Origin of the sequence: Pseudomonas sp. M5, assembly GCF_016907075.1 — a bacterium.
Lineage (GTDB): Bacteria > Pseudomonadota > Gammaproteobacteria > Pseudomonadales > Pseudomonadaceae > Aquipseudomonas > Aquipseudomonas putida_E.
Genome location: NZ_JAFBBH010000001.1, coordinates 1,862,667 through 1,884,880, shown reverse-complemented (window position 1 = coordinate 1,884,880; position 22,214 = coordinate 1,862,667). Strand labels below are relative to the sequence as shown.

The window sequence follows — 22,214 nt, the reverse complement described above, 5'->3', positions numbered from 1 at the left end:
TGTCACAGAGGGGAATAGGAGCACCCCACTTGGGGAAGCTTCCTACGACGTGCGACAAACTATTCAGAATGATAATGATTGTCAAATACGAAAGTTAATGAGTATCTATTAGTTTCAGTTCTAAGCAGGCGATCGTGATGCGCGTCACTTTCCGTGCGCCTGGTCGCTGCGACTTCCCGGTAATTTCTTGCGTTGCCCATCCGTTCCCCTGTGTACATCCGGCCGCCGGACGCTGCCCGCCGAACCACGCGCGGCAGCCGGCCCGACTTACCCAGACACTGGCAGGAACACCCCATGATGGACGCCTTCGAACTCCCGCTCTCGCTGGTCCAGGCCCTGGCGCAACGTGCTGCGCACACCCCTGAGCGCATCGCCTTGCGCTTTTTGGCCGATGCGCCCGGCGAGCAGGCGGTGCTCAGCTATCGGGAACTGGACATGCGTGCACGCACCATCGCCGCAGCCTTGCAGGCCCGCGCCGCGTTCGGTGACCGCGCCGTGCTGCTGTTCCCCAGCGGGCCGGACTATGTGGCGGCGTTCTTCGGTTGCCTGTATGCCGGTGTCATCGCCGTACCGGCCTACCCGCCGGAGTCTTCGCGCCAGCATCACCAGGAGCGCCTGCTGTCGATCATCGACGACGCCGAGCCCCGCCTGCTGCTGACCGTGGCAGCGCTGCACGACAGCCTGCAGGGCCTGCAAGCACTCGGCGCAGACAGCGCCCCTGAGCTGCTGACAGTGGATGGCCTGGACCCGGCCCTGGCCAGTGACTGGCGCGAACCGGCGCTGGCCGGCGACGACATCGCCTTCCTCCAGTACACCTCCGGCTCCACCGCCCTGCCCAAGGGCGTGCAGGTCAGCCACGGCAACCTGGTGGCCAACGAGCAGTTGATTCGCCATGGGTTTGGCATCGACCTCAACCCCGACGATGTGATCGTCAGCTGGTTGCCGCTGTACCACGACATGGGCCTGATCGGCGGGCTGCTGCAGCCCATCTTCAGTGGCGTACCGTGTGTGCTGATGTCGCCAGGTTACTTTCTCGCGCGGCCGCAGCGCTGGCTGCAGGCGATCAGCGAATACGGCGGCACCATCAGCGGCGGGCCGGACTTTGCCTACCGCCTGTGCAGCGAACGGGTCAGTGAGGCGGCCCTGGCCAGCCTCGACCTGAGCCGCTGGCGTGTGGCCTATTCCGGCTCCGAGCCGATTCGCCAGGACAGCCTGGACACCTTCGCCGAGAAGTTCGCCGCCTGCGGTTTCACGCCCAGCAGCTTCTTTGCCAGTTATGGCCTGGCCGAGGCCACCTTGTTCGTCAGCGGCAGCCGCCGTGGCCAAGGCATCGGCGCGCTGGAACTCGACGGCGACGCCTTCGCCGCCAACCGCGCAGAAGCCGGCAAGGGCAGCGTGCTGATGAGCTGCGGCTACCCGCAGCCAGGGCATGCGGTCCGTATCGTCGAGCCACAGTGCCTGGACGTGCTGAGTGACAATCGGGTTGGCGAAATCTGGGCCGCTGGCCCCAGCATCGCTTCGGGCTACTGGCGCAACCCTGAGGCCAGCGCGCGGACCTTTGTCGAAATGGACGGCCAGACGTGGCTGCGCACCGGTGACCTGGGCTTCATGCGTGAAGGTGAAGTGTTCGTCACCGGGCGCCTGAAGGACATGCTGATCGTCCGTGGCCAGAACCTCTACCCGCAGGACCTGGAAAAAACCCTGGAACGTGAAGTCGATGTGCTGCGCAAGGGCCGTGTAGCGGTATTTGCCGTGGACGACCAGGGTGAAGAGGGGATCGGTGTTGCGGTGGAAATCAGCCGTAACGTGCAGAAGGCGTCCACCCCCGAGGCGCTGATCAAGACGCTGCGCCAGGTCGTCGCCGACGCCTGCCGGCAGGCGCCTGCCGTGGTCCTGTTGCTCAACCCGGGGGCCTTGCCCAAGACCTCCAGCGGCAAGCTGCAGCGATCGGCCTGCCGCCTGCGCATGGACGATGGCAGCCTGGACTGCTACGCACGCTTCCCGACGCCCGTCGAAACCGGTGAAACTGCCGCTGCCGGCGACGGCCTGCAGGCACGTATCGCGGCCCTCTGGTGCGAGGTGCTCAAGGCCGAATCAGTCGCCGCCGATGATCACTTCCTGCTGCTGGGCGGCAACTCCATCGCTGCCACCCAGGTGACTGCGCGTCTGGCCGATGAACTGGGTATCGCGCTGGGCCTGCGCACCCTGTTCGAAGCACCGACCCTGGCGCAGTACAGCGCTGCCGTGGCGGCAATCCTCGCCCAGGGGGGTGGCGAAACGGCGACCATTGCCCGCCTTGACCGTGGGCAGGCCCTGCCGCAGTCGTTGGCGCAAAACCGCCTTTGGCTGCTGTGGCAGCTGGCGCCGCAGTCGGCGGCCTACAACATACCTGCCGGCCTGCACCTGCGCGGCGAGCTGGACGAAGCTGCGCTGGATGCCGCATTCCAGTCGCTGGTGGCGCGCCACGAATCGTTGCGCACCGTGTTCAGCGAAGAACACGGCCAGGCGCTGCAGCGCATCCTGCCCCGGCAGGCGTTCACCCTGCTGCACCTGGACCTGCAAGGGCTGCCAGCCACCGACGTGGCCGAGCGCCGCGAAGCCGAAGCACAGCGACCGTTCGACCTGGGCCAGGGCCCGTTGCTGCGCGTGACCCTGGTGCGGCTGGGTGACGAAGACCATCAGCTGTGGGTTACCTTGCACCACATCGTCGCCGATGGCTGGTCGCTGAACATCCTGCTCGACGAATTCGCCAAACTGTATGCCGCCCGTTGCCAGGGCCTTGAGGCTTCGCTGGCGCCTTTACCATTGGGTTACGCCGACTATGGCAACTGGCAGCGCCAATGGCTGGCTGAAGGCGAAAGCACGCGCCAGCTTGAATACTGGAAAGCCCGGCTGGGCGATGCGCCACCGGTGCTCGACCTGCACCCGGACCGGCCGCGTTCCAGCCAGCAGGCAAACCGTGCGGCACGCTTGAACGTCAAAGTACCGGCCAAGCTGAGCGAAGCCCTCAAGGGCCTGGCCCGCGAACATCAGGCCAGCTTGTTCATGGTGCTGCTGGCAGCCTGGCAGGGCCTGCTGCACCGCTACACCGGCCAGCACGACATCCGTGTCGGTGTACCCAATGCCAACCGCCCGCGCCAGGAAACCCAGAGCATGGTCGGTTTCTTCATCAACACCCAGGTGCTGCGAGCGCAGCTCGATGGCCGCCTGTCGTTCACGCAGCTGCTGGCTCAGGTAAGGCAGGCGACACTCGATGCCCAGGCCCACCAGGACCTGCCGTTCGAGCAACTGCTCGAAGCGTTGCCCGACGCCCGTGAGCAGGGCCTGTTTCAGGTCATGTTCAACCACCAGCAGCGCGACCTCTCGGCCCTGCGCCGCCTGCCGGGCTTGCTGGCAGAAGAGTTGCCGTGGCACAGCCGCGAAGCCAAGTTCGACCTGCAGCTGCACAGCGAGGAAGACCACTTGGGCCGCCTGAGCCTGGCCTTCGACTACGCCGCCGAGCTGTTTGCCGAAGATACCGTCACCCGCCTGGCACAGCACCTGCTGGCGCTGCTCGAGCAAGTGTGCGCGGACCCGCAACTGGCCCTGGGCGACGTCGCTTTGCTGGACGAGCAAGGCCGCCAACAATTGCTGGCCTGGGGCCAGGCGCCGGCGCCGGCACTGCAGCGCCTGGTGGTCGAGCAACTCAATGAACAGGCGCGCCAGACCCCTGAGCGCAGGGCGCTGGTTTGGGAAGGCGGCAGCCTGGATTACGCCGAACTGCACCAACAAGCCAACCGCCTGGCCCATTACCTGCGCGACAAAGGCGTCGGCCCCGACTGCTGCGTGGCCATCGCCGTGGAGCGCTCGCCGCAACTGCTGGTCGGTCTGCTGGCGATCCTCAAGGCGGGCGGTGCCTATGTGCCGCTTGATGTCGACTACCCGGCCGAACGCCTGGCCTACATGCTGCGCGATTGCCAGGCCAGCCTGCTACTGAGCAACAGCGGCATGCTGGCCAACCTGCCGCAAGTCGATGGCGTCAGTGCCATTGCCCTCGATCAGCTGCACCTGGACAGTTGGCCAAGCCACGCGCCTGGCCTGCACCTGCACGGCGACAACCTGGCCTATGTGATCTACACCTCCGGCTCCACCGGCCAGCCCAAAGGCGTGGGCAACACCCATGCAGCTTTGGCCGAACGCCTGCAGTGGATGCAGGCCACTTATGCGCTGGATGCTGGCGATGTGCTGATGCAGAAGGCGCCGATCAGCTTCGACGTGTCGGTCTGGGAGTGCTTCTGGCCGCTGATCACCGGTTGCAAGCTGGTGCTGGCCGGCCCCGGCGAGCACCGTGACCCGCAGCGCATCGCCGCGCTGGTGCAGCAGCACGGGGTCACCACGCTGCACTTCGTGCCGCCTTTGCTGCAGGTGTTCGTGCAAGAGCCGCTGGCCGCTGGCTGCAGCAGCTTGCGCCGGCTGTTCTGCGGTGGCGAGGCGTTGTCGGCGAGCCTGCGCGACCGCGTGCTGCAACGGCTGCCGCAGGTCCAACTGCACAACCGCTATGGCCCGACCGAAACCGCCATCAACGTCACCCATTGGCACTGCCGGGCTGAAGACGGCGAACGCTCGCCCATTGGCCGGCCGTTGGGCAACGTGATCTGCCGTGTGCTCGATGGCGAACTGCAACTGGCCGCACCGGGCGTGCCAGGCGAGCTGTACCTGGGAGGCGCGGGGCTTGCCCGCGGCTACCTCGGCCGCCCTGGCCTGACCGCCGAACGCTTCGTGCCGCAGGCCGATGGCAATGGCGAGCGCCTGTACCGCAGTGGCGACCGTGCCCGCTGGCAGGTACAGGCCCAGGCTCTGGAATACCTCGGCCGCCTGGACCAACAGGTGAAAGTGCGAGGTTTTCGCGTCGAGCCCGAAGAAGTCCAAGCCTGCCTGCTTGCTCAGCCGGGTGTCGAGCAAGCGCTGGTGCTGATCCATCAGGACGCCGTGGGCGCGCAGCTGGTCGGCTACTACAGCGGCCCGGGGCAAGCCGAGGCATTGCTCGCCAGCCTGGCCGAACGCTTGCCTGCCTACATGGTGCCAGCGCAACTGATCGCGCTTGAACACATGCCGCTGGGGCCCAGTGGCAAGGTCGATCGCAAGGCGCTGCCGGCACCGGTCTGGCAGCAGCGCGAACATGTCGCGCCGCAGACAGCGTTGCAGCAGCAGGTTGCGGCCATTTGGTGCGAGGTGCTGAACCTGCCGCGCATCGGCTTGCACGACGATTTCTTCGCCCTTGGCGGGCACTCGCTGCTGGCCACCCAGATCGTCTCGCGCACCCGCCAGGCCTGCGATGTCGAGCTGCCCTTGAAGGTGCTGTTCGAAGCCAGCGAGCTGGGCGCCTTCTGCGCCGAGATCGCCCGCATCCGCGAAGCCGGCGAACGCAACCTGCAGGGCGAGATCACCCGCGTCGACCGCCGCCAGGCTGTGCCGCTGTCGTATTCGCAACAACGCATGTGGTTCCTCTGGCAGATGGAGCCGGACAGCCCGGCCTACAACGTCGGCGGCATGGCGCGCCTGCGCGGCACGCTGCATGTGGATGCGTTCGAGCGCGCACTGCAGGGGTTGATCGTGCGCCATGAAACCTTGCGCACCACGTTCCCTAGCATTGACGGTGTGCCCTACCAGTGCGTGGCCGGCGAAGGCGCCGTACACCTGGACTGGCAGGATTTCAGCACCTTGCCAGCAGCCCTGCGCGAGCAGCGCCTGCAGCAACTGGCCGACGCCCAGGCGCACCAGCCGTTCGACCTGGAGCGTGGCCCGCTGCTGCGTGCCTGCCTGGTCAAGGCCGCGGAGCGCGAGCACTATTTCGTGCTCACGCTGCACCATATCGTCACCGAAGGCTGGGCCATGGACATCTTCGCCCGCGAACTGGGCGAGCTGTACGAAGCGTTCGTCGATGAGCGCGAGTCGCCACTGACGCCGTTGCCGGTGCAGTACCTGGACTACAGCGTCTGGCAGCGGCAGTGGCTGGAAAGCGGCGAAGGGGCGCGCCAACTGGCCTACTGGAAAGCCCGCCTGGGCGACGAACACCCGGTCCTGGCCCTGCCGGCTGACCGGCCACGCCCGGCCGTGCAGAGCCACCGTGGCGAGCTGTACCGCTTCGAGCTGGACCCGGCGCTGGTTGCCCGCGTGCATGCCTTCAACAGCCAGCGCGGGCTGACCTTGTTCATGACCATGACCGCCACCCTGGCCGCCTTGCTGCACCGCTACAGCGGCCAGCGCGACCTGCGCATCGGTGCGCCGGTGGCCAACCGTATCCGCCCCGAAAGCGAAGGGCTGATCGGCGCCTTCCTCAACACCCAGGTGCTGCGCTGCGAGGTGGACGGGCAGATGACCGCAGCCGCCTTGCTCGACCAGGTGCGCCGGGCCGCCATCGAAGGCCAGTCGCACCAGGACCTGCCATTCGAGCAACTGGTAGAAGCCCTGCAGCCCCCGCGCAGCAGCGCCTACAACCCGCTGTTCCAAGTGATGTGCAACGTGCAGCGCTGGGCCTTCCAGCAAAGCCGTGAGCTGGCAGGCATGCAGGTGGATTACCTGGTCAACGATGCCAGCGCCACCAAGTTCGACCTGTACCTGGAAGTGACCGACCTCGATGGCCGTCTTGGCTGCTGCCTGACCTATAGCCGCGACCTGTTCGATGAACCGCGGATCGCGCGCATGGCCGAGCATTGGCAACAGTTGCTGCTCGGCCTGCTGGACAACCCGCAACAGCGCCTGTGCGAGCTGCCGATGCTGGCCGGGGCCGAACAGCAGGTATTGCTCGACCAGTTGCAGGGTGAGCATGGTCGCGCCCCTGAGCAGACCCTTCACGGCCTGTTCGCCGCCCAGGCTGCGCGCACGCCACAAGCCGGCGCGCTGACCTTCGCCGGCCGGCACCTGAGCTATGCCGAGCTCGACCAGCAGGCCAACCGCCTGGCCCGTGCCCTGCGCGAGCGGGGTGTCGGCCCGCAGGTGCGCGTGGGCCTGGCGCTGGAGCGTTCGCTGGAGATGGTCGTCGGCTTGCTGGCCATCCTCAAGGCCGGCGGCGCTTATGTGCCGCTCGACCCGGAATACCCGCTCGACCGCTTGCGTTACATGATCGAGGACAGCCGCATCGGCCTGCTGCTGAGCCAGCGCGCGCTGCTCGAAACCCTTGGCGAACTGCCCGACGGCGTAGCGCGCTGGAGCCTGGAGGACGACGCCGCAGGTTTGTCCGCCTACAGCGATGCACCCTTGGCCAACCTCAACCTGCCGCAGCACCAGGCCTACCTGATCTACACCTCGGGCTCCACCGGCAAACCCAAGGGTGTGGTGGTCAGCCACGGTGAAATCGCCATGCATTGCCAGGCGGTGATCAAGGCCTTCGGCATGCGCAGCGACGACTGCGAACTGCACTTCTATTCGATCAACTTCGACGCGGCCAGCGAGCGCCTGCTGGTGCCGCTGCTGTGCGGCGCCCGCGTGGTGCTGCGTGCCCAGGGGCAATGGGGCGCCGAAGACATCTGCCAACTGGTACGCGAGCAGCAGGTCAGTATCCTCGGTTTCACCCCAAGCTACGGCAGCCAGCTGGCCCAGTACCTGGCCGGGCAGGGCGAGCAACTGCCGGTACGCCTGGTGATCACCGGCGGTGAGGCGCTGACCGGCGAGCACCTGACGCGTATCCGTCAGGCCTTCGCCCCCCAGCAGTTCTTCAACGCCTACGGCCCGACCGAGACGGTGGTCATGCCCCTGGCTTGTCTTGCCCCTGACACCTTGCCCACCGATGCCGGCAGCGTGCCGATCGGCCGGGTGATCGGTGCCCGCAGTGCCTATATCCTCGATGACGACCTGGCGTTGCTGCCACAAGGTGGCATCGGCGAGTTGTACATCGGCGGGGTAGGGCTTGCCCAGGGCTATCACGACCGCCCTGGCTTGAGCGCCGAGCGTTTTGTCGCCGACCCGTTCAGCCATGACGGTGGGCGCCTGTACCGCACCGGTGACCTGGTGCGCCTGCGCGCCGACGGCCTGGTGGAGTATGTCGGGCGTGCCGACCAGCAGGTGAAGATCCGCGGCTTCCGTATCGAGCTTGGCGAAATCGAGAGCTGTCTGCAGGCGCATGCCGATATCGAAGAGGCTGTGGTGCTGGCTCACGACTTGCCCGGCGGCAAACAGCTGGTCGGTTACCTGGTGTGCAAGCAGGCCAGCGCTGACAGTGAGGTCCAAGCCCGGTTGCGCGAAGCGGTCAAGGCGCACACCCGCCAGCACCTGCCCGATTACATGGTGCCAACGCACCTGGTGCTGCTGGGCAGCCTGCCGCTGATGGGCAACGGCAAGCTGGACCGCCGTGCCTTGCCGCTGCCAGACCTGGAACAGGCCCGCGAACAGTACCAGGCACCTGCGAACGCGCTTGAGGAGCAACTGGCGCAGATCTGGCGCGAGGTGCTCAACATCTCCCGCGTGGGCGTGCAGGACAACTTCTTTGAACTGGGCGGTGATTCGATCCTGTCCATCCAGGTGGTCAGCCGGGCCCGTCAGCTTGGCCTGCAGTTCACCCCGCGCGACCTGTTCCAGCACCAGACCATCCAGACACTGGCCGCCGTGGCCAGCCGCAGCGAGGTGGCGAACAGCATCGAGCAGGGCCAGCGCCAGGGCCGCAGCGGCCTGACGCCGATTCAGCACTGGTTCTTCGACAGTGAGGTGGCCCAACCGCAACACTGGAACCAGGCCGTCTTGCTTCAGGCGCGCGTGCCGCTGGACAGCGCCCTGCTGGAGCGGGCCCTGGCCACCCTGGTGGCACACCACGACAGCCTGCGCCTGCGGTTTACCCAGGCAGATGGCCGCTGGCAGGGCGAATACGCCGCATCGCCTGGCGAGCAACTGCTATGGACTGCCACGGTGGCCGATTTCAATGCCTGTCAGGCGCTGTACACCGACGTACAACGCAGCCTGGATCTGGAACAGGGGCCATTGCTGCGGGCCTTGCTGGTCAGCGACGGGCAGGGCGCCCAGCGGCTGTTGCTGGCGATCCATCACCTGGTGGTCGATGGAGTGTCCTGGCGCGTGCTGCTCGAAGACCTGCAGGCGCTGTACCGTGGTCAGCCGCTGGTGGCCAAGACCCACGCCATGGCTGACTGGGCTGCGCGCCTGGCAAGCTACGCCGGCAGCGATTCGCTGCGCGATGAGCTCGGCTGGTGGCAAGACCAGCTGGGGGATGTGCGCCATGAGCTGCCATGCGATCACCCGCAGGGCGGCAACCTGCAGCGGCATGCCGATACCCTGGCCATCGCTCTGGATGTGGAGCAGACCCGTCAGTTGTTGCAGCAGGCCCCCGCGGCGTACCACACCCAGGTCAACGACCTGCTGCTGACTGCCCTGGCGCGCACGCTGTGCCGCTGGACCGGTGACGACGAGGTGCTGGTGCAGCTAGAAGGCCATGGCCGTGACGGGCTGTTCGAAGACATGGACCTGACCCGCAGCGTGGGCTGGTTCACCAGTGCCTACCCGCTGCGCCTGAACCCTCAGGCGGGTGAGGACGACAGCGCCCGCGCCACCTCGATCAAACGCATCAAGGAACAGCTGCGCCAGGTGCCGCACAAAGGCCAGGGCTACGGCGTGCTGCGTTACCTGGCTGATGACGCCGGGCGCGAGAGCATGGCCGCGCTGCCGCAAGCACGCATCACCTTCAACTACCTCGGCCAGTTCGACCAGCAGTTCGACAGTGCGGCGCTGTTCCAGCCGCTGGATGCCCCTGCGGGCCTGGCCCACGACCTCGACGCGCCACTGCCGAACTGGCTGAGCGTCGACGGCCAGGTCTATGGCGGTGCCTTGCAGTTGCGCTGGACCTATAGCCGCGAGCGTTTCGACGAGCAGACCATTGCGCGCCTGGCCGAGGCTTATCGCCACGAACTGCTTGCCCTGGTCGGCCACTGCCTGGCCCAGGGTACGGGCAGCTTCACGCCCTCGGACTTCCCACTGGCGCACCTGACCCAGGAACAGATCGACGCGCTACCGGTTCCGGCTGCCGAAATCGAAGACGTCTACCCGCTGACCCCAATGCAGGAGGGCCTGCTGCTGCATACCCTGCTGGAGCCGGGTACCGGCATCTACTACATGCAGGACCGTTACCGCATCAACAGCGCCCTCGACCCGCAGCGCTTCGCCCAGGCCTGGCAGGCGGTGGTGGCCCGCCACGAGGCACTGCGGGCATCGTTCAGCTGGAATGCCGGCGAAGCGATGCTGCAGATCATCCACAAACCGGGGAACACTCCTGTCGACTACCAGGACTGGCGCGGCCTCGACGACACGGCCCAGGAACAACGCCTGCAAGCACTGCACAAGCAAGAGCGCGAGGCCGGCTTCGAGCTGCTGCGCCAGGCGCCGTTCCACCTGCGGCTGGTGCGGGTGGACGATGAACGTTACTGGTTCATGATGAGCAACCACCACATCCTCATCGATGCCTGGTGCCGCTCGTTGTTGATGAACGACTTCTTCGAGCTCTACCAGGCCCTCGGCGAAGGCCGCCAGGCCCAGCTGCCGGTGCCGCCACGCTACCGCGACTACATCGGCTGGCTGCAACGCCAGGACCTGGGCGAAGCACGACGCTGGTGGCAGGCCAACCTGGCCGGCTTCGAGCGCGCCACGGCGATCCCAAGCGACCGCCCGCTGCGTCATGACCATGCCGGTGACGGCATGCTGGTCGGTGACTGCTACACCCGCCTGGAGGTGAGTGATGGCGTGCGCCTGCGCGAACTGGCCCAGGCTCACCAACTGACCATCAACACCTTCGCCCAGGCGGCCTGGGCCCTGGTGCTTGCCCGCTACAGCGGTGAGCGCGACGTGGCCTTTGGCGTGACCGTGGCCGGGCGGCCGGTGAGCATGCCGCAGATGCAGCGCACCGTCGGCCTGTTCATCAACAGCATCGCCCTGCGTGTGCAATTGCCCGAACCGGGCCAGCGCTGCAGCGTGCGCCAGTGGCTGCAAGGCCTGCTGGAGCGCAACATGGAGCTGCGCGAGTACGAATACCTGCCGTTGGTGACGATCCAGGAGTGCAGCGAACTGCCTAAAGGCCAGCCGCTGTTCAACAGCTTGTTCGTGTTCGAGAACGCCCCGGTGGAAACCGCGGTGCTCGACCATGCCCAGCACCTCAACGCCAGCTCCGACTCAGGCCGTACTCACACCAACTTCCCGTTGACGGCGGTGTGCTACCCGGGCGACGACCTTGGCCTGCACCTGTCGTTCGACCAGCGCTACTTCGACCATTCAACCGTCGAGCGCCTGCTGGCCGAGTTCAAGCGCCTGTTGCTGGCGTTGGTGCAAGGTTTCGACGGGCAGGTCAGCGAGCTGCCGTTGCTGGGTGAGGCAGAGGAACGCTTCCTGCTTCAGGCGTGCAACCGCACCGAACGGGCCTATGCCCTGGAGCAGAGCTACGTCGCGCAGTTCGAGGCACAGGTCGCCGCGCACCCAGAGCGCACGGTGGCCCGTTGCATGGAGGCGAGCTATGACTATGCCGGGTTGAACCTGGCAGCCAACCGCCTGGGCCATGCGCTGGTCGCTGCGGGTGCTGGCATCGATCAGCCGGTCGCGCTGCTGGCCGAGCGGGGCCTGCCACTGCTGGGCATGATCGTCGGCAGCTTCAAGGCAGGTGCCGGTTACCTGCCCTTGGACCCTGGTCTGCCGTCGGCGCGCCTGCAGCGTATCGTCGAGCTCAGCCGCACGCCGGTGCTGGTGTGCAGCGCAGCCTGTGCCGAGCAGGCGCGCCTGTTGCTGGACGAACTGGCCGGCGTGGCGCGGCCGCGGCTGTTGATATGGGAGGAGGTGCAATCGAGCAACATCGCCAGCCACAACCCGGGTATCCACAGTGGGCCGGACAATCTTGCCTACGTGATCTACACCTCAGGCTCCACTGGCCTGCCCAAAGGCGTGATGGTCGAGCAGCGCGGCATGCTCAACAACCAGCTGAGCAAGGTGCCGTACCTGGCGCTGAGCGAGCAGGATGTGATTGCCCAGACCGCCTCGCAGAGCTTCGATATCTCGGTCTGGCAGTTCCTTGCCGCGCCATTGTTCGGCGCCAGGGTCGAGATCGTGCCAAACGCCATCGCCCACGATCCGCAGGGCCTGCTGACGCATGTTCAGGCCACCGGCATCACGGTGCTGGAGAGCGTGCCCTCGCTGATCCAGGGCATGCTGGCCAACGATCATCAGGCGCTGGGCGGCTTGCGCTGGATGCTGCCGACCGGCGAAGCCATGCCGCCGGAGCTGGCCGCGCAATGGCTGCAGCGCTACCCGGGCATCGGCCTGGTCAACGCCTACGGCCCGGCGGAGTGCTCCGATGACGTGGCGTTCTTCCGCGTCGACCTGGCCTCGACCCGTGGCAGCTACCTGCCGATCGGCACGCCAACCGACAACAACCGCCTGTATCTGTACGGCGAGGACCAGGCCTTGGTACCGCTGGGCGCGGTGGGCGAGCTGTGCGTAGCCGGTACCGGCGTGGGCCGGGGCTATGTCGGCGACCCGGTGCGTACCGCTCTGGCCTTCATCCCCCACCCGCATGGTGCGCCGGGCGAGCGCCTGTACCGCACTGGTGACCTGGCACGGCAGCGCCCGGATGGCGTGTTCGAATATGTCGGTCGCATCGACCACCAGGTGAAGATCCGCGGTTACCGGATCGAACTGGGTGAAATCGAAGCCCGCCTGCACGAGCAGGTCGAAATCCGCGACGCCGCCGTGGGTGTACAGGACGGTGTCAACGGCAAGCACCTGGTCGGATACCTGGTGGCTCATCAGGGCGTTACCGCCGATGCCGCGCTGCTGGAGCAGGTCAAGCAACGCCTGCGTGCTGATTTGCCGGAATACATGGTGCCGCTGCACTGGGGCTGGTTCGACAGCCTGCCGCACAACGCCAACGGCAAGCTTGACCGCAAGGCTTTGCCGGCTATCGACATCGGCGGCCAGCATGGCCAGGCCTACCTGGCGCCACGCGACGAGCTGGAAGAGGTGCTCGCCGCTATCTGGGCCGACGTGCTGAAGGCCGAGCGGGTAGGGGTGCACGACAACTTCTTCGAGCTGGGCGGGCATTCGCTTCTGGCAACGCAGATTGCCTCGCGGGTGCAGAAACAGTTGCAGTTGAACGTGCCGCTGCGGGCGATGTTCGAGTGCAGTACGGTTGAGGAGTTGGCGGAGTATGTGCGTGGGCTGCAGGGCAGCGCGCTGGATGAGGGCAAGGTGGATCGGTTGAGTGATCTGATGGCGGAGCTGGAGGGGTTGTGACAGCCACAGCTTAGTCTGTAACGGCCTCTTCGCGGGCTACCCCGCTCCCACAGGTTTTGCGTTGTATCACATACAGCGGCGAGCCTGTGGGAGTCGATTTACCCGCAAAGAGGTGGCTGCGGTCACCCAGTATTCGATACGTTTCGGGAGGTTTTCTTCATTGTTTTGAATGGTGGCGTTGATGATCGTGTAGCCAATGAGTTGAGTGCACAATAATAGAGTGATGTTTGTCCTCTGGCATGGCCGAGGCGGGGAGGTCCGGTGCTTTAGGTTGTTGTTTGGGGGTGGTTCAAAGTTAAGTATTTCATAGTTGTAGATTCTTATTGTTTTCATTTCGTCTCTGGGATGCAATTCAAGTGCTGTGACTGAAGCCAGCCAGGCTGCAGAGTAAGCCTGCGTCAAGAGTTGCTGTAGGGTTGGCAAATGTCAACCTGTGTTAATCCGGCCCTGAGCGAGCGAAACTGATGCGGCGGTTTATTGGGGTTTTTAAATGTAAGAATAATGCTTAGGTGTTTTCCTACAGAGACTAAGTAGGATGGGTGGATCTTGTCGTTTATTGAGATGTTCTGGCAGGTTTTCTTGAGGTGGTGTAGTCCTTTTCGCTTTTATTCTTTGAATTGATTGCGATGCGTTTATAGCGTTTTTTTTGTGATTAGTGTTTCGTGATGTTTTCGGCGGGCAACTCAATAGCCGGGTGGAAGGGGACCTGCTTTGTCCCCCTTCTTTCAGGGAGGGGTATTGTTGCGCTTGCGAGATCGAGCGCCGCCCGCGCGGCGCTCGATCTCAGGAGCACCGAGAACCCAAAATCTGCAACATTTAACGCTTGCCGAGAATTTTCCCCAACAACTCCGGCCGCGGTGCCCCTTGCTGGCTCTGCAGGTTGCCCTGCTCATCCTGATAGAAGATTGCCGGGGTGGCCTGCAGGCCCATTTCTTCCATCAAGGCCAGGTTCGCCGCCAGTTTCTGCTGCACCGCCTCTGGCACCTTGTCCAGCGCTTTCAGCGTGCTGGCCTTGCCTGCTTTTTCATGCTGTTCCAGCGCTTTGGCCGGGTCCTTGGCGGCCAGTAGTGCCGCCGACTTGCCTGGGCTGTCCTCGCGGATGATGCCGACCATGATATGGCGCAGCTGCACCTTGCCCGACTCTACCCATGGCCGTGCCTGCTGCCAGAACATGTTGCAGTATGGGCAGTTCGGGTCACTGAACAGGTATACCTTGCGCGGTGCATCGGCTTTGCCGTCAGCGATCCAGCTGGTTTCTTCCAGCTTCGCCCAGATGGCCTTGGACATGGGCCCGTACACCAGCTTTTCCAGGGGGGCGGCACTGAGGTCCTGGCCCTGTTCGTCAAACAGGCTGCCGACCAGTACATGCTTGCCATCGGGTGTGAGGTACAGGGCGATGCCGTTGTTCTGGTACTCGGCGGCGTAACCGCGCAGGCCATCGGGTGCATCGAAGCGGCCTTTGATCACGGCGCCCTTGGCTTGCAGTTGCTCGATTGCCTTGGGCAGGGTTTCGGCATGCGCCAGCGGGGTGGCCAGCAGGGCCAGGGACAGGGGCAGCAGTGCAGTCAGTCGCATGTCATTTTCCTTGTGCGGCAGGGGCGGGCGCAGCGGCCCGTTCGAAAGGTTCCAGGGCATGGCGCAGGCTGGCCCGGGACAGCTCGCCCAGGTGGCTGCCGATCAGCCGCCCGTTGGCGTCGTAGAACAGGGTGGTGGGCAGGGCCATCGAACCTACCCGCTGGGCCAGGATGCCGGTGCCGTCGAACAGCACATGGGTCAGGCTCAGGCCGGTGGTGGCGAGGAAGGTGCTGACGTTTTCAGGCGTCTCGCCCTGGTTGACGAACAGGAAAGTCACGTGAGGGTACTCACCCTGGGCGTGTTGCAGCACCGGCATTTCCCGTCGGCACGGCGGGCACCAGGTCGCCCAGATGTTGATCACCAGCGGCTTGCCGCGGTAGCTGTGCAGCGCAACCGATTGCCCGCTGGCATTGCGCAGGCTCAGCTCTGGCAGCTCGGTGCCCTTGCTGTACAGATGGCTGCCAAGGCTGGCCAGCCCCCAGAACAGCGCGCCACTGAACAGTGCCCAGCCCAGCGGGCGGCGCAGCCCGGGGTGGCGCCAGCCTTGCCAGAGGCTGGCGAGTACGACGCCGATCAGCCCCGACCAGAGCAGGAAGCCACCGTCGCGGATGTCGATCACCTGCACCAGGTCATCGCGGTACATCGGCCAGTAAACCAGCACGAAACCCAGCCGAGCGCACAGCAGGCCGATCAGGAACAGGTTGAATAGCGCCGACTCCGGGCTTTCGCCGCCACGCCGGGCGACCCACCAGCCGACCACGCTGGCGATGCCCAGGGCGGCGAGCATCAACAGATGATTGAGGGCCATGGTCAGGGGCCCCAAGGTTACAGTCAGCATCAACCTTGGCTCCTGGTCTGGGCCCAATGTTGCAGGAATGCGGCCGCATCCACCTCGCCGGTGATGCGCCGTGCGCGGCGTTCCTCGCCTTCCGGGCCGAGCCAGATGATGCTGGGTGGGCCGGGTACCTGGTAGCGTTGCAGCAGCGCGCGGCTGGCGGGGGCATCGGCGGTCACGTCCAGGCGCAGCAGGTGCACGCCGGCCAGGCTGGCTTGCACCTCGTCACGGGCAAACACCTGCTTTTCCATGACTTTGCACGATACGCACCAGTCGGCGTAGTAATCGACCATCACCCATTGGCCACGGGCTTTGGCCGCATTGAGCTCACGTTGCAGGTCCTCCGGGCGGCTGACGGTGACAAACGCATCTTCGGCGTGCTGAGTGGCCGAAGGTGCGGGGCCACCGGCAAACGGGCGCAACGGCTGCCAGAGGTCATCGCCACCGGCGGCAGCGCCTATCAGCAGCAGCCCCCCCCACAATGCGCCCAGCAGCGGTACGGCGCGCAAGGCAGGCAAGCGCTGCAGGGCCGGCCACGCGGCCCAGCCCAGTGCAATCAGCCACGCGCCGCTCAAGGCCAGCAGCAGCGGTGCGGCGAGCAGGCTGCGTACGGTGTACAGGGCCATGGCCAGGAACACGAAGCCGAACACCCCCTTGACCCGCTCCATCCAGGCGCCCGGGCGCGGCAGGTAGCGGTTGCCCAAGGTCACCAGCAACAGCAGTGGCACACCCATGCCCAGGCCAAGGCTGAACAGCACCAGCGCGCCTTGCAGCACATCGCCACTCTGCGCGATGTAAAGCAGGGCGCCGGCCAGCGGGGCGGTCATGCACGGCCCGAGCAGCAGGCCGGACAGTGCTCCCAATAGCGCCGCACCGTAGAGGTTGCCGCCCCGGGTGCTCTGCCCGGCACGGTCCAGGCGATCACGCAGGGCGGCTGGCAATTGCAATTCGAAAGCGCCAAACATCGGCAGGGCAAGTAACACGAACAGCGCCGCCAGGCTGCCCAACAGCCAAGGCTGCTGCAGCCAGGCTTGCAGGCTGGCGCCAAGCAGCGCGGCGACCACGCCGAGCCCTGCATACACCAGCGCCATGCTCAGCACGTAGACCCCGGCCAGCACCCAGCCACGTCGTGCGCTGGCGCCGTTGCCCATGACCAGGCCGGCGAGGATCGGCAGCATGGGCAGCGAGCAAGGGGTGAACGCCAGCAGCAGGCCGAGGCCGAAGAACGCCAGCAGGCTCCAGCCAAGGCTGGCGCTTTGCAGGCCGCTGGCCAGGGCTTGGTCGCTGGCCTGGTCAGTGGCAGGCGCGGCGCTGCCGCCCAGGTCGATGACAGTGGTTTGCGGCGGGTAGCACAGGCCGGCGTCGGCGCAGCCCTGCCAGCCCAGGCGCAACTGGCCTTGGGCGTTGGCGGGCAGCAGCAGTTCGAGTTGGTCGCGGTACACCGCGCTGTCGCCGAAGAATTCATCGTGATGGTTGAGGGCCGGCGGCAGTTGCGGGTGCTGCTCGACGGGCAGGCCGTCGAATTTCAGGCGCTTCTGGTAGAGGTAGTAACCTTGTTTGATCTGGAAATAAAGGCGCATCTGGCCGTCGGCCTGGCGGTCGTGGGTCAGGACGAACGCCTGGTTCACCGGCAGGAAGTCGGGCTTTACGTCGAACGGGTTGGCCTGCAGCGGGCCGGCCATAAGGAATGTTAGGAAGAGCAGGAGGACGCGCATGTCTTCGCCTTGGCAGATTTGAACGGGGCCATGCTGGCCTGAGCCGATTAACCCAAGGTTAACCTGTGGCCACGTTCGTGCGAGCTGAGCATGGACATACCGCGACATACTGTCTGCTTGACTTTGCCAAAACCTACTTGAGTGCTGTAAAGTTGACGTGAAAGTCAGTTTTCTGTGGGCGCCCTGTGTCGGCGGTCACCTCCTTCCGCGTTTCCAGCACAAGAATCAAAAGATGGGCAGGCAGCGGCCTGCCCAGAGGATCAAGCATGTCCAACCGTGATATTTCCCGGCGCTCCTTCCTGCAAGGTGGCCTGATCGCCGGTGTCGGCGTGAGCATGGCGCCGCTCGGCAGCCAGGCCTTCGCCGCACTGATGGAAGATCGTGTCACCACCTCGCCGCAGAAGTGGATGAACCACGACGGCAAGGCGCGTTTCCGTAACGACGCGTTGTCCAAGGTGTGCGGCAACAAAGTCTTTGCCCGCGACATCCGCGCCAAGGACATGCCCGGCTGGCCCGAGCAGCAAGGGCACGCCATGTTGCTCAAGACCACCAAGGCCGACCGTATCTACGCCGGTTACGACCTTGAGTGGCTCGGCGCCGGGTTGCAGCCAGACCGCATCGTCACCTCCGCTGACCTGGAAAAGGACGGCATTGCCTGGCCCGAAGCCCATTCGCCCGACCCGCTGCTGCCACCTGGCAAGGTGCCGATGTTCATAGGCCACCCGGTGGCGATCCTGATCTGGAACGACTTCGAGCGCTTCCGCCAGGCCAAGCGCAAGCTGCAGTTCAATGACAAGGCGATCCGCTACGGGGCCCAGGCCCCGCTGTATCAGCGCGACCCCTATGGCAGCTTCCGCTTCGTCCGCGTTGGTGGGGCCACGCCGTTCGACGACGATGAGTTCTCCAGCCTGAAGAACGCCATGCTGTTCCCCACCATTCTCAACCGTAAGCCGGTGTGGTCCAAGCAGCCCAACCAGCACGGCGACCTCACCGAGCAGGGCCTGTTCTACGCCAAACGCATCGGCGAGCAACTGGACAACCCGCCCGAAGACTGGCTGGTGTTCGATGAGCGCTACAAGACGCCTTCCATCGAACCGGCGGCGCTTGAGCCCGACAACGGCAATGGCTGGTACGACGCCGGCACCGGCACGCTGCACTTCGTGGTCGCCACCCAGTGCCCGTTCGAAGTGGCGCAGGACTGCGTGCACATGATCAAGCCGTCGCGCTTCGCCCTCAAACACCTCAACATACACCCGGGTTACACCGTGGGTTATGGCTCCAAAGACAACAACATCTTCGTGTTTTACGCTGCGGTTGCCGCGCTGTATGGCGCCGGCGTGCCGGTCCGCCTGGCCAACGACCGCTATGAGCAGTTCCAGAGCGGCATCAAGCGTCATGCCTTCGACATCCGCTATCAACTGGCCGTGGACAAGAAGGACAACAGCTTCAGGATCTTCCGCGCCGACATGAGCTGTGACGGCGGTGGCCGCATCAACTACAGCCCGTCGGTGGCCGCAGTCGGGGCCACGGCGGCGCAGTCTATCTACTACATGCCGCAGAACGACCTGTCCGTCACCGCCTACCACTCGCGGGGCGTCGAGGCAGGGTCCATGCGTGGCTACGGTACCCTGCAGACCATGGCGGCCACCGAAATGATGGTCGACGAGGTCGCCCAACGCCTGGGTGTCGATGCCATCGACCTGCGTCGGGCCAATGCGCTGAAGTCAGGCATGAAGAACACCCAAGGCGCAGTGCCCGCCGGCGCTCTGCGCCTGCACGAGATCCTCGACAAGGCTGCTGCCCACGACTGGTGGCGCAACCGTGACGCGCGCAAGCGACAGATGGACGCCAAGGACCCGGACCACTGGTACGGCGTGGGCTTTGCCATTTGCCAGAAGGATTTCGGCACCGGTTCCGAAGCGCCGATGGCCAGCGTCGAGTTCACTGCCGATGGCCGCATCAGCCTGCGCCACATCGGCACCGAACTGGGCACCGGCATGTCCACTTCCCAGGCCCTGGTGGTCAGCGACTTCCTCGGCCGCTCGGCCGACGAGGTGAAGACCGCAGTGACCGAGTGGCCTGAACTGCAACTGGCCACCAGCGGCAACCCTTACCTGATCAGCCAGGCCGAGCAGGATGCGGCGCTGCGCAACCCGCGCTGGGTCGGCAAACTGGCATCGCCATCGTCGGCGACCAACTCGGCGTTCTATTTCAGCCACGCCACCCGGGAAGCGGCGCGCGTGCTGTTCAATCATGGCCTCTGGCCGGCGGCCATGGCCCTGTGGCGCCAAGGCCCGTTCGGCGGGCAGGCCAACCCCTTGGTGGTGCGCCGCGAGAACGCGGTGTGGGTCAATGGTGAGCTGACCGGCAACGGGCTGGCGCCCATTCCCTTCGCCGAGCTTGCGAAGAAAGCCCACGAAATGGGCCTGGTCACCGGCGTCAGCGTTCACGGTTTCAACCGTTGGAGCTGGGCGGAAGCCGACTTCGTCATCGACGGCGTGCGCGAGCGCTTCCCGCTCGATGCCGTGGCCGTTAAGTACGGCGACGGTGCACCGAACGCCAAGAAAGCGCAGATGAGCAGCAACGGCTACCACTTGCTCGACCGGCAGAACGCCGCCTACCCGGCCACCCAGTTGAACAACGCCATGGTCACTTACTACAGCCCAGTGGCCACTATCGTCGAAGTGAAAGTGAACAAGGGCACCCATGAAGTCCAGGTGCTCAACCATCACAGCTGGGTCGAGTGCGGCCGGGTGTTGGTACCGGAGCTGGTCAAGGGCCAGCTCGAAGGCGGCATCGCCATGGGCATTGGCCATGCGCTGACCGAAGAGATGCCACTGCATGAGGGTGGCCCGGGGGAGGGCGACTGGAACTTCAACCGCTATCGCCTGCCGCATGCCAAGGACGTGGCCGTCTGGAAGCAGACGTCCGAGATCCTCCCACCGTTGTCGCCCACCGACCCGTCCAAGGGCATTGCCGAGGTGGTGATGATCCCGGTGGTCGGTGCCATCGGCAACGCCGTGGCCCATGCCATTGGCAAGCGTGTTCGCGATCTTCCGATTACTCCAGCCCGCATCAAGGAGGCCCTCAATGGCTAACCGTCCGCTTCAACTGACCCTCAATGGTCAACCTGTCGGTCCGGTCGAGGTCCCCGACGACCTGGCGATGATCGATTACCTGCACGAACACCAGAACCTCACCGGCTCGCGCCTGGGCTGCGGCCAGGGTATCTGCCATGCCTGCGTGGTGATCGTCGACAACCCCGATGGCACCAGTGAAGAAGTGCGCACCTGCATCACCGGTGCCCACTACTTCGCCGGCAAGAAGGTCCGTACCATCGAGAGCCATGCCAAGCAGGACGAGGCCGGCAACTTCACGCTGAACCCGATCCAGCAGAAGTTCGTCGACCTGTTCGCCTTCCAGTGCAGCTACTGTGCACCCGGCTTCGTCAACGCGGCGACCGTGCTGGTGGAAAATGCCCAGCGCCAGCCGGTGAAGAAGAGCGAACTTGAAGACCGCATCGAAGAGAGTCTGGGGCATCACATTTGCCGCTGCACCGGCTACGTACGCTATTACGATGCTACCCGCACGGTCCTCAACGACCTCGGCCTGGTCAAGGAGGGTTGAGCATGGCGTTCGTTCGTTCCGGTCTCACGCTGGCGCTGGGCCTTGCCGTCGCCATGGTTGCCCAGGCAGATGACCAGGCGCTGGTCAAACGTGGGGAATACCTGGCCCGTGCTGCCGACTGCATGGCCTGCCACACCGCCGAAGGCGGCGCGCCGTATGCCGGCGGCCTGCCGATCCACTCGCCGTTCGGGACCATCTATGGCACCAACATCACCCCGGACAAACAGTACGGCATCGGCAACTACACGGCCGACGAATTCTTTGCGGCCGTCACCGAGGGCAAACGCAAGGACGGCGCCAACCTGTACCCGGCCATGCCCTACACCTCGTACCACCTGATCTTGCGGGAAGACTCGGACGCGATCCTTGCATACCTGATGACCGTGCCGCCGATCAACCGCCCGGCACCGCAGACCAAGCTCAGCTTCCCGTTCAACGTGCGCATGGGCCTGTCGGGCTGGAACATGCTGTACGGCAAGAGCGTGCAGTTGCAGCCCACCGACGGCAAGAGCCCGGCATGGCAGCGCGGGCAGTACATGGTCGAAGTCATGGGCCACTGCGGCGAGTGCCATACCCCGCGTAACCCGATTGGTGCGCTGCAGCAGGATCAGCGCCTGACCGGCGGGCTGCTCAATGGCTACCTGGCACCGAGCCTGCTGGCCAAGGACCTCGCCGAGCGTGGCTGGACCCACCCCGACCTCACCACCTTCCTCAAGCACGGCATCAGCGCCCAGGGCAGCATGTTCAACGAGATGTACCCGGTGGTGCACCACAGCACCCAGCATCTCAAGGACGCCGACCTGGCTGCCATGGCCACTTATCTGTTGGGTGAACAGCCACCGCCTGCCAAGGTCATACAGGAAGTCCCCCTGGACCAGCTCAGCGACAGCGCCAAGCGCGGCCGTCAGCAGTACCTCAACGTCTGCGCCGGCTGCCACGGTGTCGACGGCGAAGGCAAGCCGCATATCGCGGTGGCCATGCAGGGCAACACGGTGCTGCGTCAGGGGGACTCGCGCAACCTGGTCAAGGCCATCCTCGACGGTATCCGTGAGCAGCAATTCACAGGCTTCGAACGCATGCAGCCAATGCCAGGCTTTGCCGACAAACTCAGTGATGAGCAGGTCACGGATATGGTCAACTACCTGCGTCAGGCCTGGGGCGGATTGCCGGGTGATTTGAGCGTACAGCAGCTAGCTGAGCTGAAGGCGGAGTAA

7 protein-coding genes are annotated in these 22,214 nt (G+C 65.2%); 4 read left to right on the top strand and 3 right to left on the bottom strand.

Annotated features, from left to right (window positions below):
- Positions 1-294: 294 nt before the first annotated feature.
- Positions 295-13,248 (top strand): non-ribosomal peptide synthetase, encoded by a 12,954-nt coding sequence (locus JOE27_RS08445; RefSeq protein ID WP_204918525.1) that lies wholly within the window; start codon positions 295-297, stop codon positions 13,246-13,248.
- 816 nt (positions 13,249-14,064) lie between these two features.
- Here the strand turns inward: JOE27_RS08445 and dsbG are convergent.
- From dsbG to dsbD, 3 genes are read right to left on the bottom strand one after another with little or no spacing between them, the layout of a single operon-like run.
- Complete coding sequence (gene dsbG / locus JOE27_RS08440) at positions 14,065-14,823, bottom strand: thiol:disulfide interchange protein DsbG (RefSeq protein WP_046785284.1); 759 nt, start codon at positions 14,821-14,823, stop codon at positions 14,065-14,067.
- Position 14,824: 1 nt separating this feature from the next.
- Positions 14,825-15,661, bottom strand: coding sequence for a TlpA family protein disulfide reductase (locus tag JOE27_RS08435; protein ID WP_046785283.1), 837 nt, complete (start codon positions 15,659-15,661; stop codon positions 14,825-14,827).
- On the bottom strand, positions 15,661-17,373 hold the full coding sequence (dsbD, locus tag JOE27_RS08430; protein ID WP_204918523.1) for a protein-disulfide reductase DsbD: 1,713 nt from the start codon (positions 17,371-17,373) through the stop codon (positions 15,661-15,663). Before dsbD ends, JOE27_RS08435 begins: the two co-directional genes overlap by 1 nt.
- 266 nt (positions 17,374-17,639) lie before the next feature.
- Between dsbD and JOE27_RS08425 the strand changes: the two genes are divergently transcribed.
- Genes JOE27_RS08425 through JOE27_RS08415 form a run of 3 tightly spaced genes read left to right on the top strand, consistent with a single transcriptional unit; the run spans position 17,640 to position 22,214 of the window.
- The gene (locus tag JOE27_RS08425; protein WP_204918521.1) at positions 17,640-20,471 is read left to right on the top strand and encodes a xanthine dehydrogenase family protein molybdopterin-binding subunit; all 2,832 of its coding nucleotides are present in this window, start codon (positions 17,640-17,642) and stop codon (positions 20,469-20,471) included.
- On the top strand, positions 20,464-21,000 hold the full coding sequence (locus JOE27_RS08420) for a (2Fe-2S)-binding protein (protein WP_012315391.1): 537 nt from the start codon (positions 20,464-20,466) through the stop codon (positions 20,998-21,000). Before JOE27_RS08425 ends, JOE27_RS08420 begins: the two co-directional genes overlap by 8 nt.
- A gap of 53 nt (positions 21,001-21,053) precedes the next feature.
- The gene (locus tag JOE27_RS08415) at positions 21,054-22,214 is read left to right on the top strand and encodes a cytochrome c (protein WP_223255091.1); all 1,161 of its coding nucleotides are present in this window, start codon (positions 21,054-21,056) and stop codon (positions 22,212-22,214) included.

What these genes read in the sequence shown, in the direction of transcription:
- JOE27_RS08445 (WP_204918525.1), top strand. Translation starts at nt 295, where the DNA reads ATGATGGACGCCTTCGAACTCCCGCTCTCGCTGGTCCAGGCCCTGGCG.
- dsbG (WP_046785284.1), bottom strand. Translation starts at nt 14,823, where the DNA reads ATGCGACTGACTGCACTGCTGCCCCTGTCCCTGGCCCTGCTGGCCACC.
- JOE27_RS08435 (WP_046785283.1), bottom strand. Translation starts at nt 15,661, where the DNA reads ATGCTGACTGTAACCTTGGGGCCCCTGACCATGGCCCTCAATCATCTG.
- dsbD (WP_204918523.1), bottom strand. Translation starts at nt 17,373, where the DNA reads ATGCGCGTCCTCCTGCTCTTCCTAACATTCCTTATGGCCGGCCCGCTG.
- JOE27_RS08425 (WP_204918521.1), top strand. Translation starts at nt 17,640, where the DNA reads ATGTCCAACCGTGATATTTCCCGGCGCTCCTTCCTGCAAGGTGGCCTG.
- JOE27_RS08420 (WP_012315391.1), top strand. Translation starts at nt 20,464, where the DNA reads ATGGCTAACCGTCCGCTTCAACTGACCCTCAATGGTCAACCTGTCGGT.
- JOE27_RS08415 (WP_223255091.1), top strand. Translation starts at nt 21,054, where the DNA reads ATGGTTGCCCAGGCAGATGACCAGGCGCTGGTCAAACGTGGGGAATAC.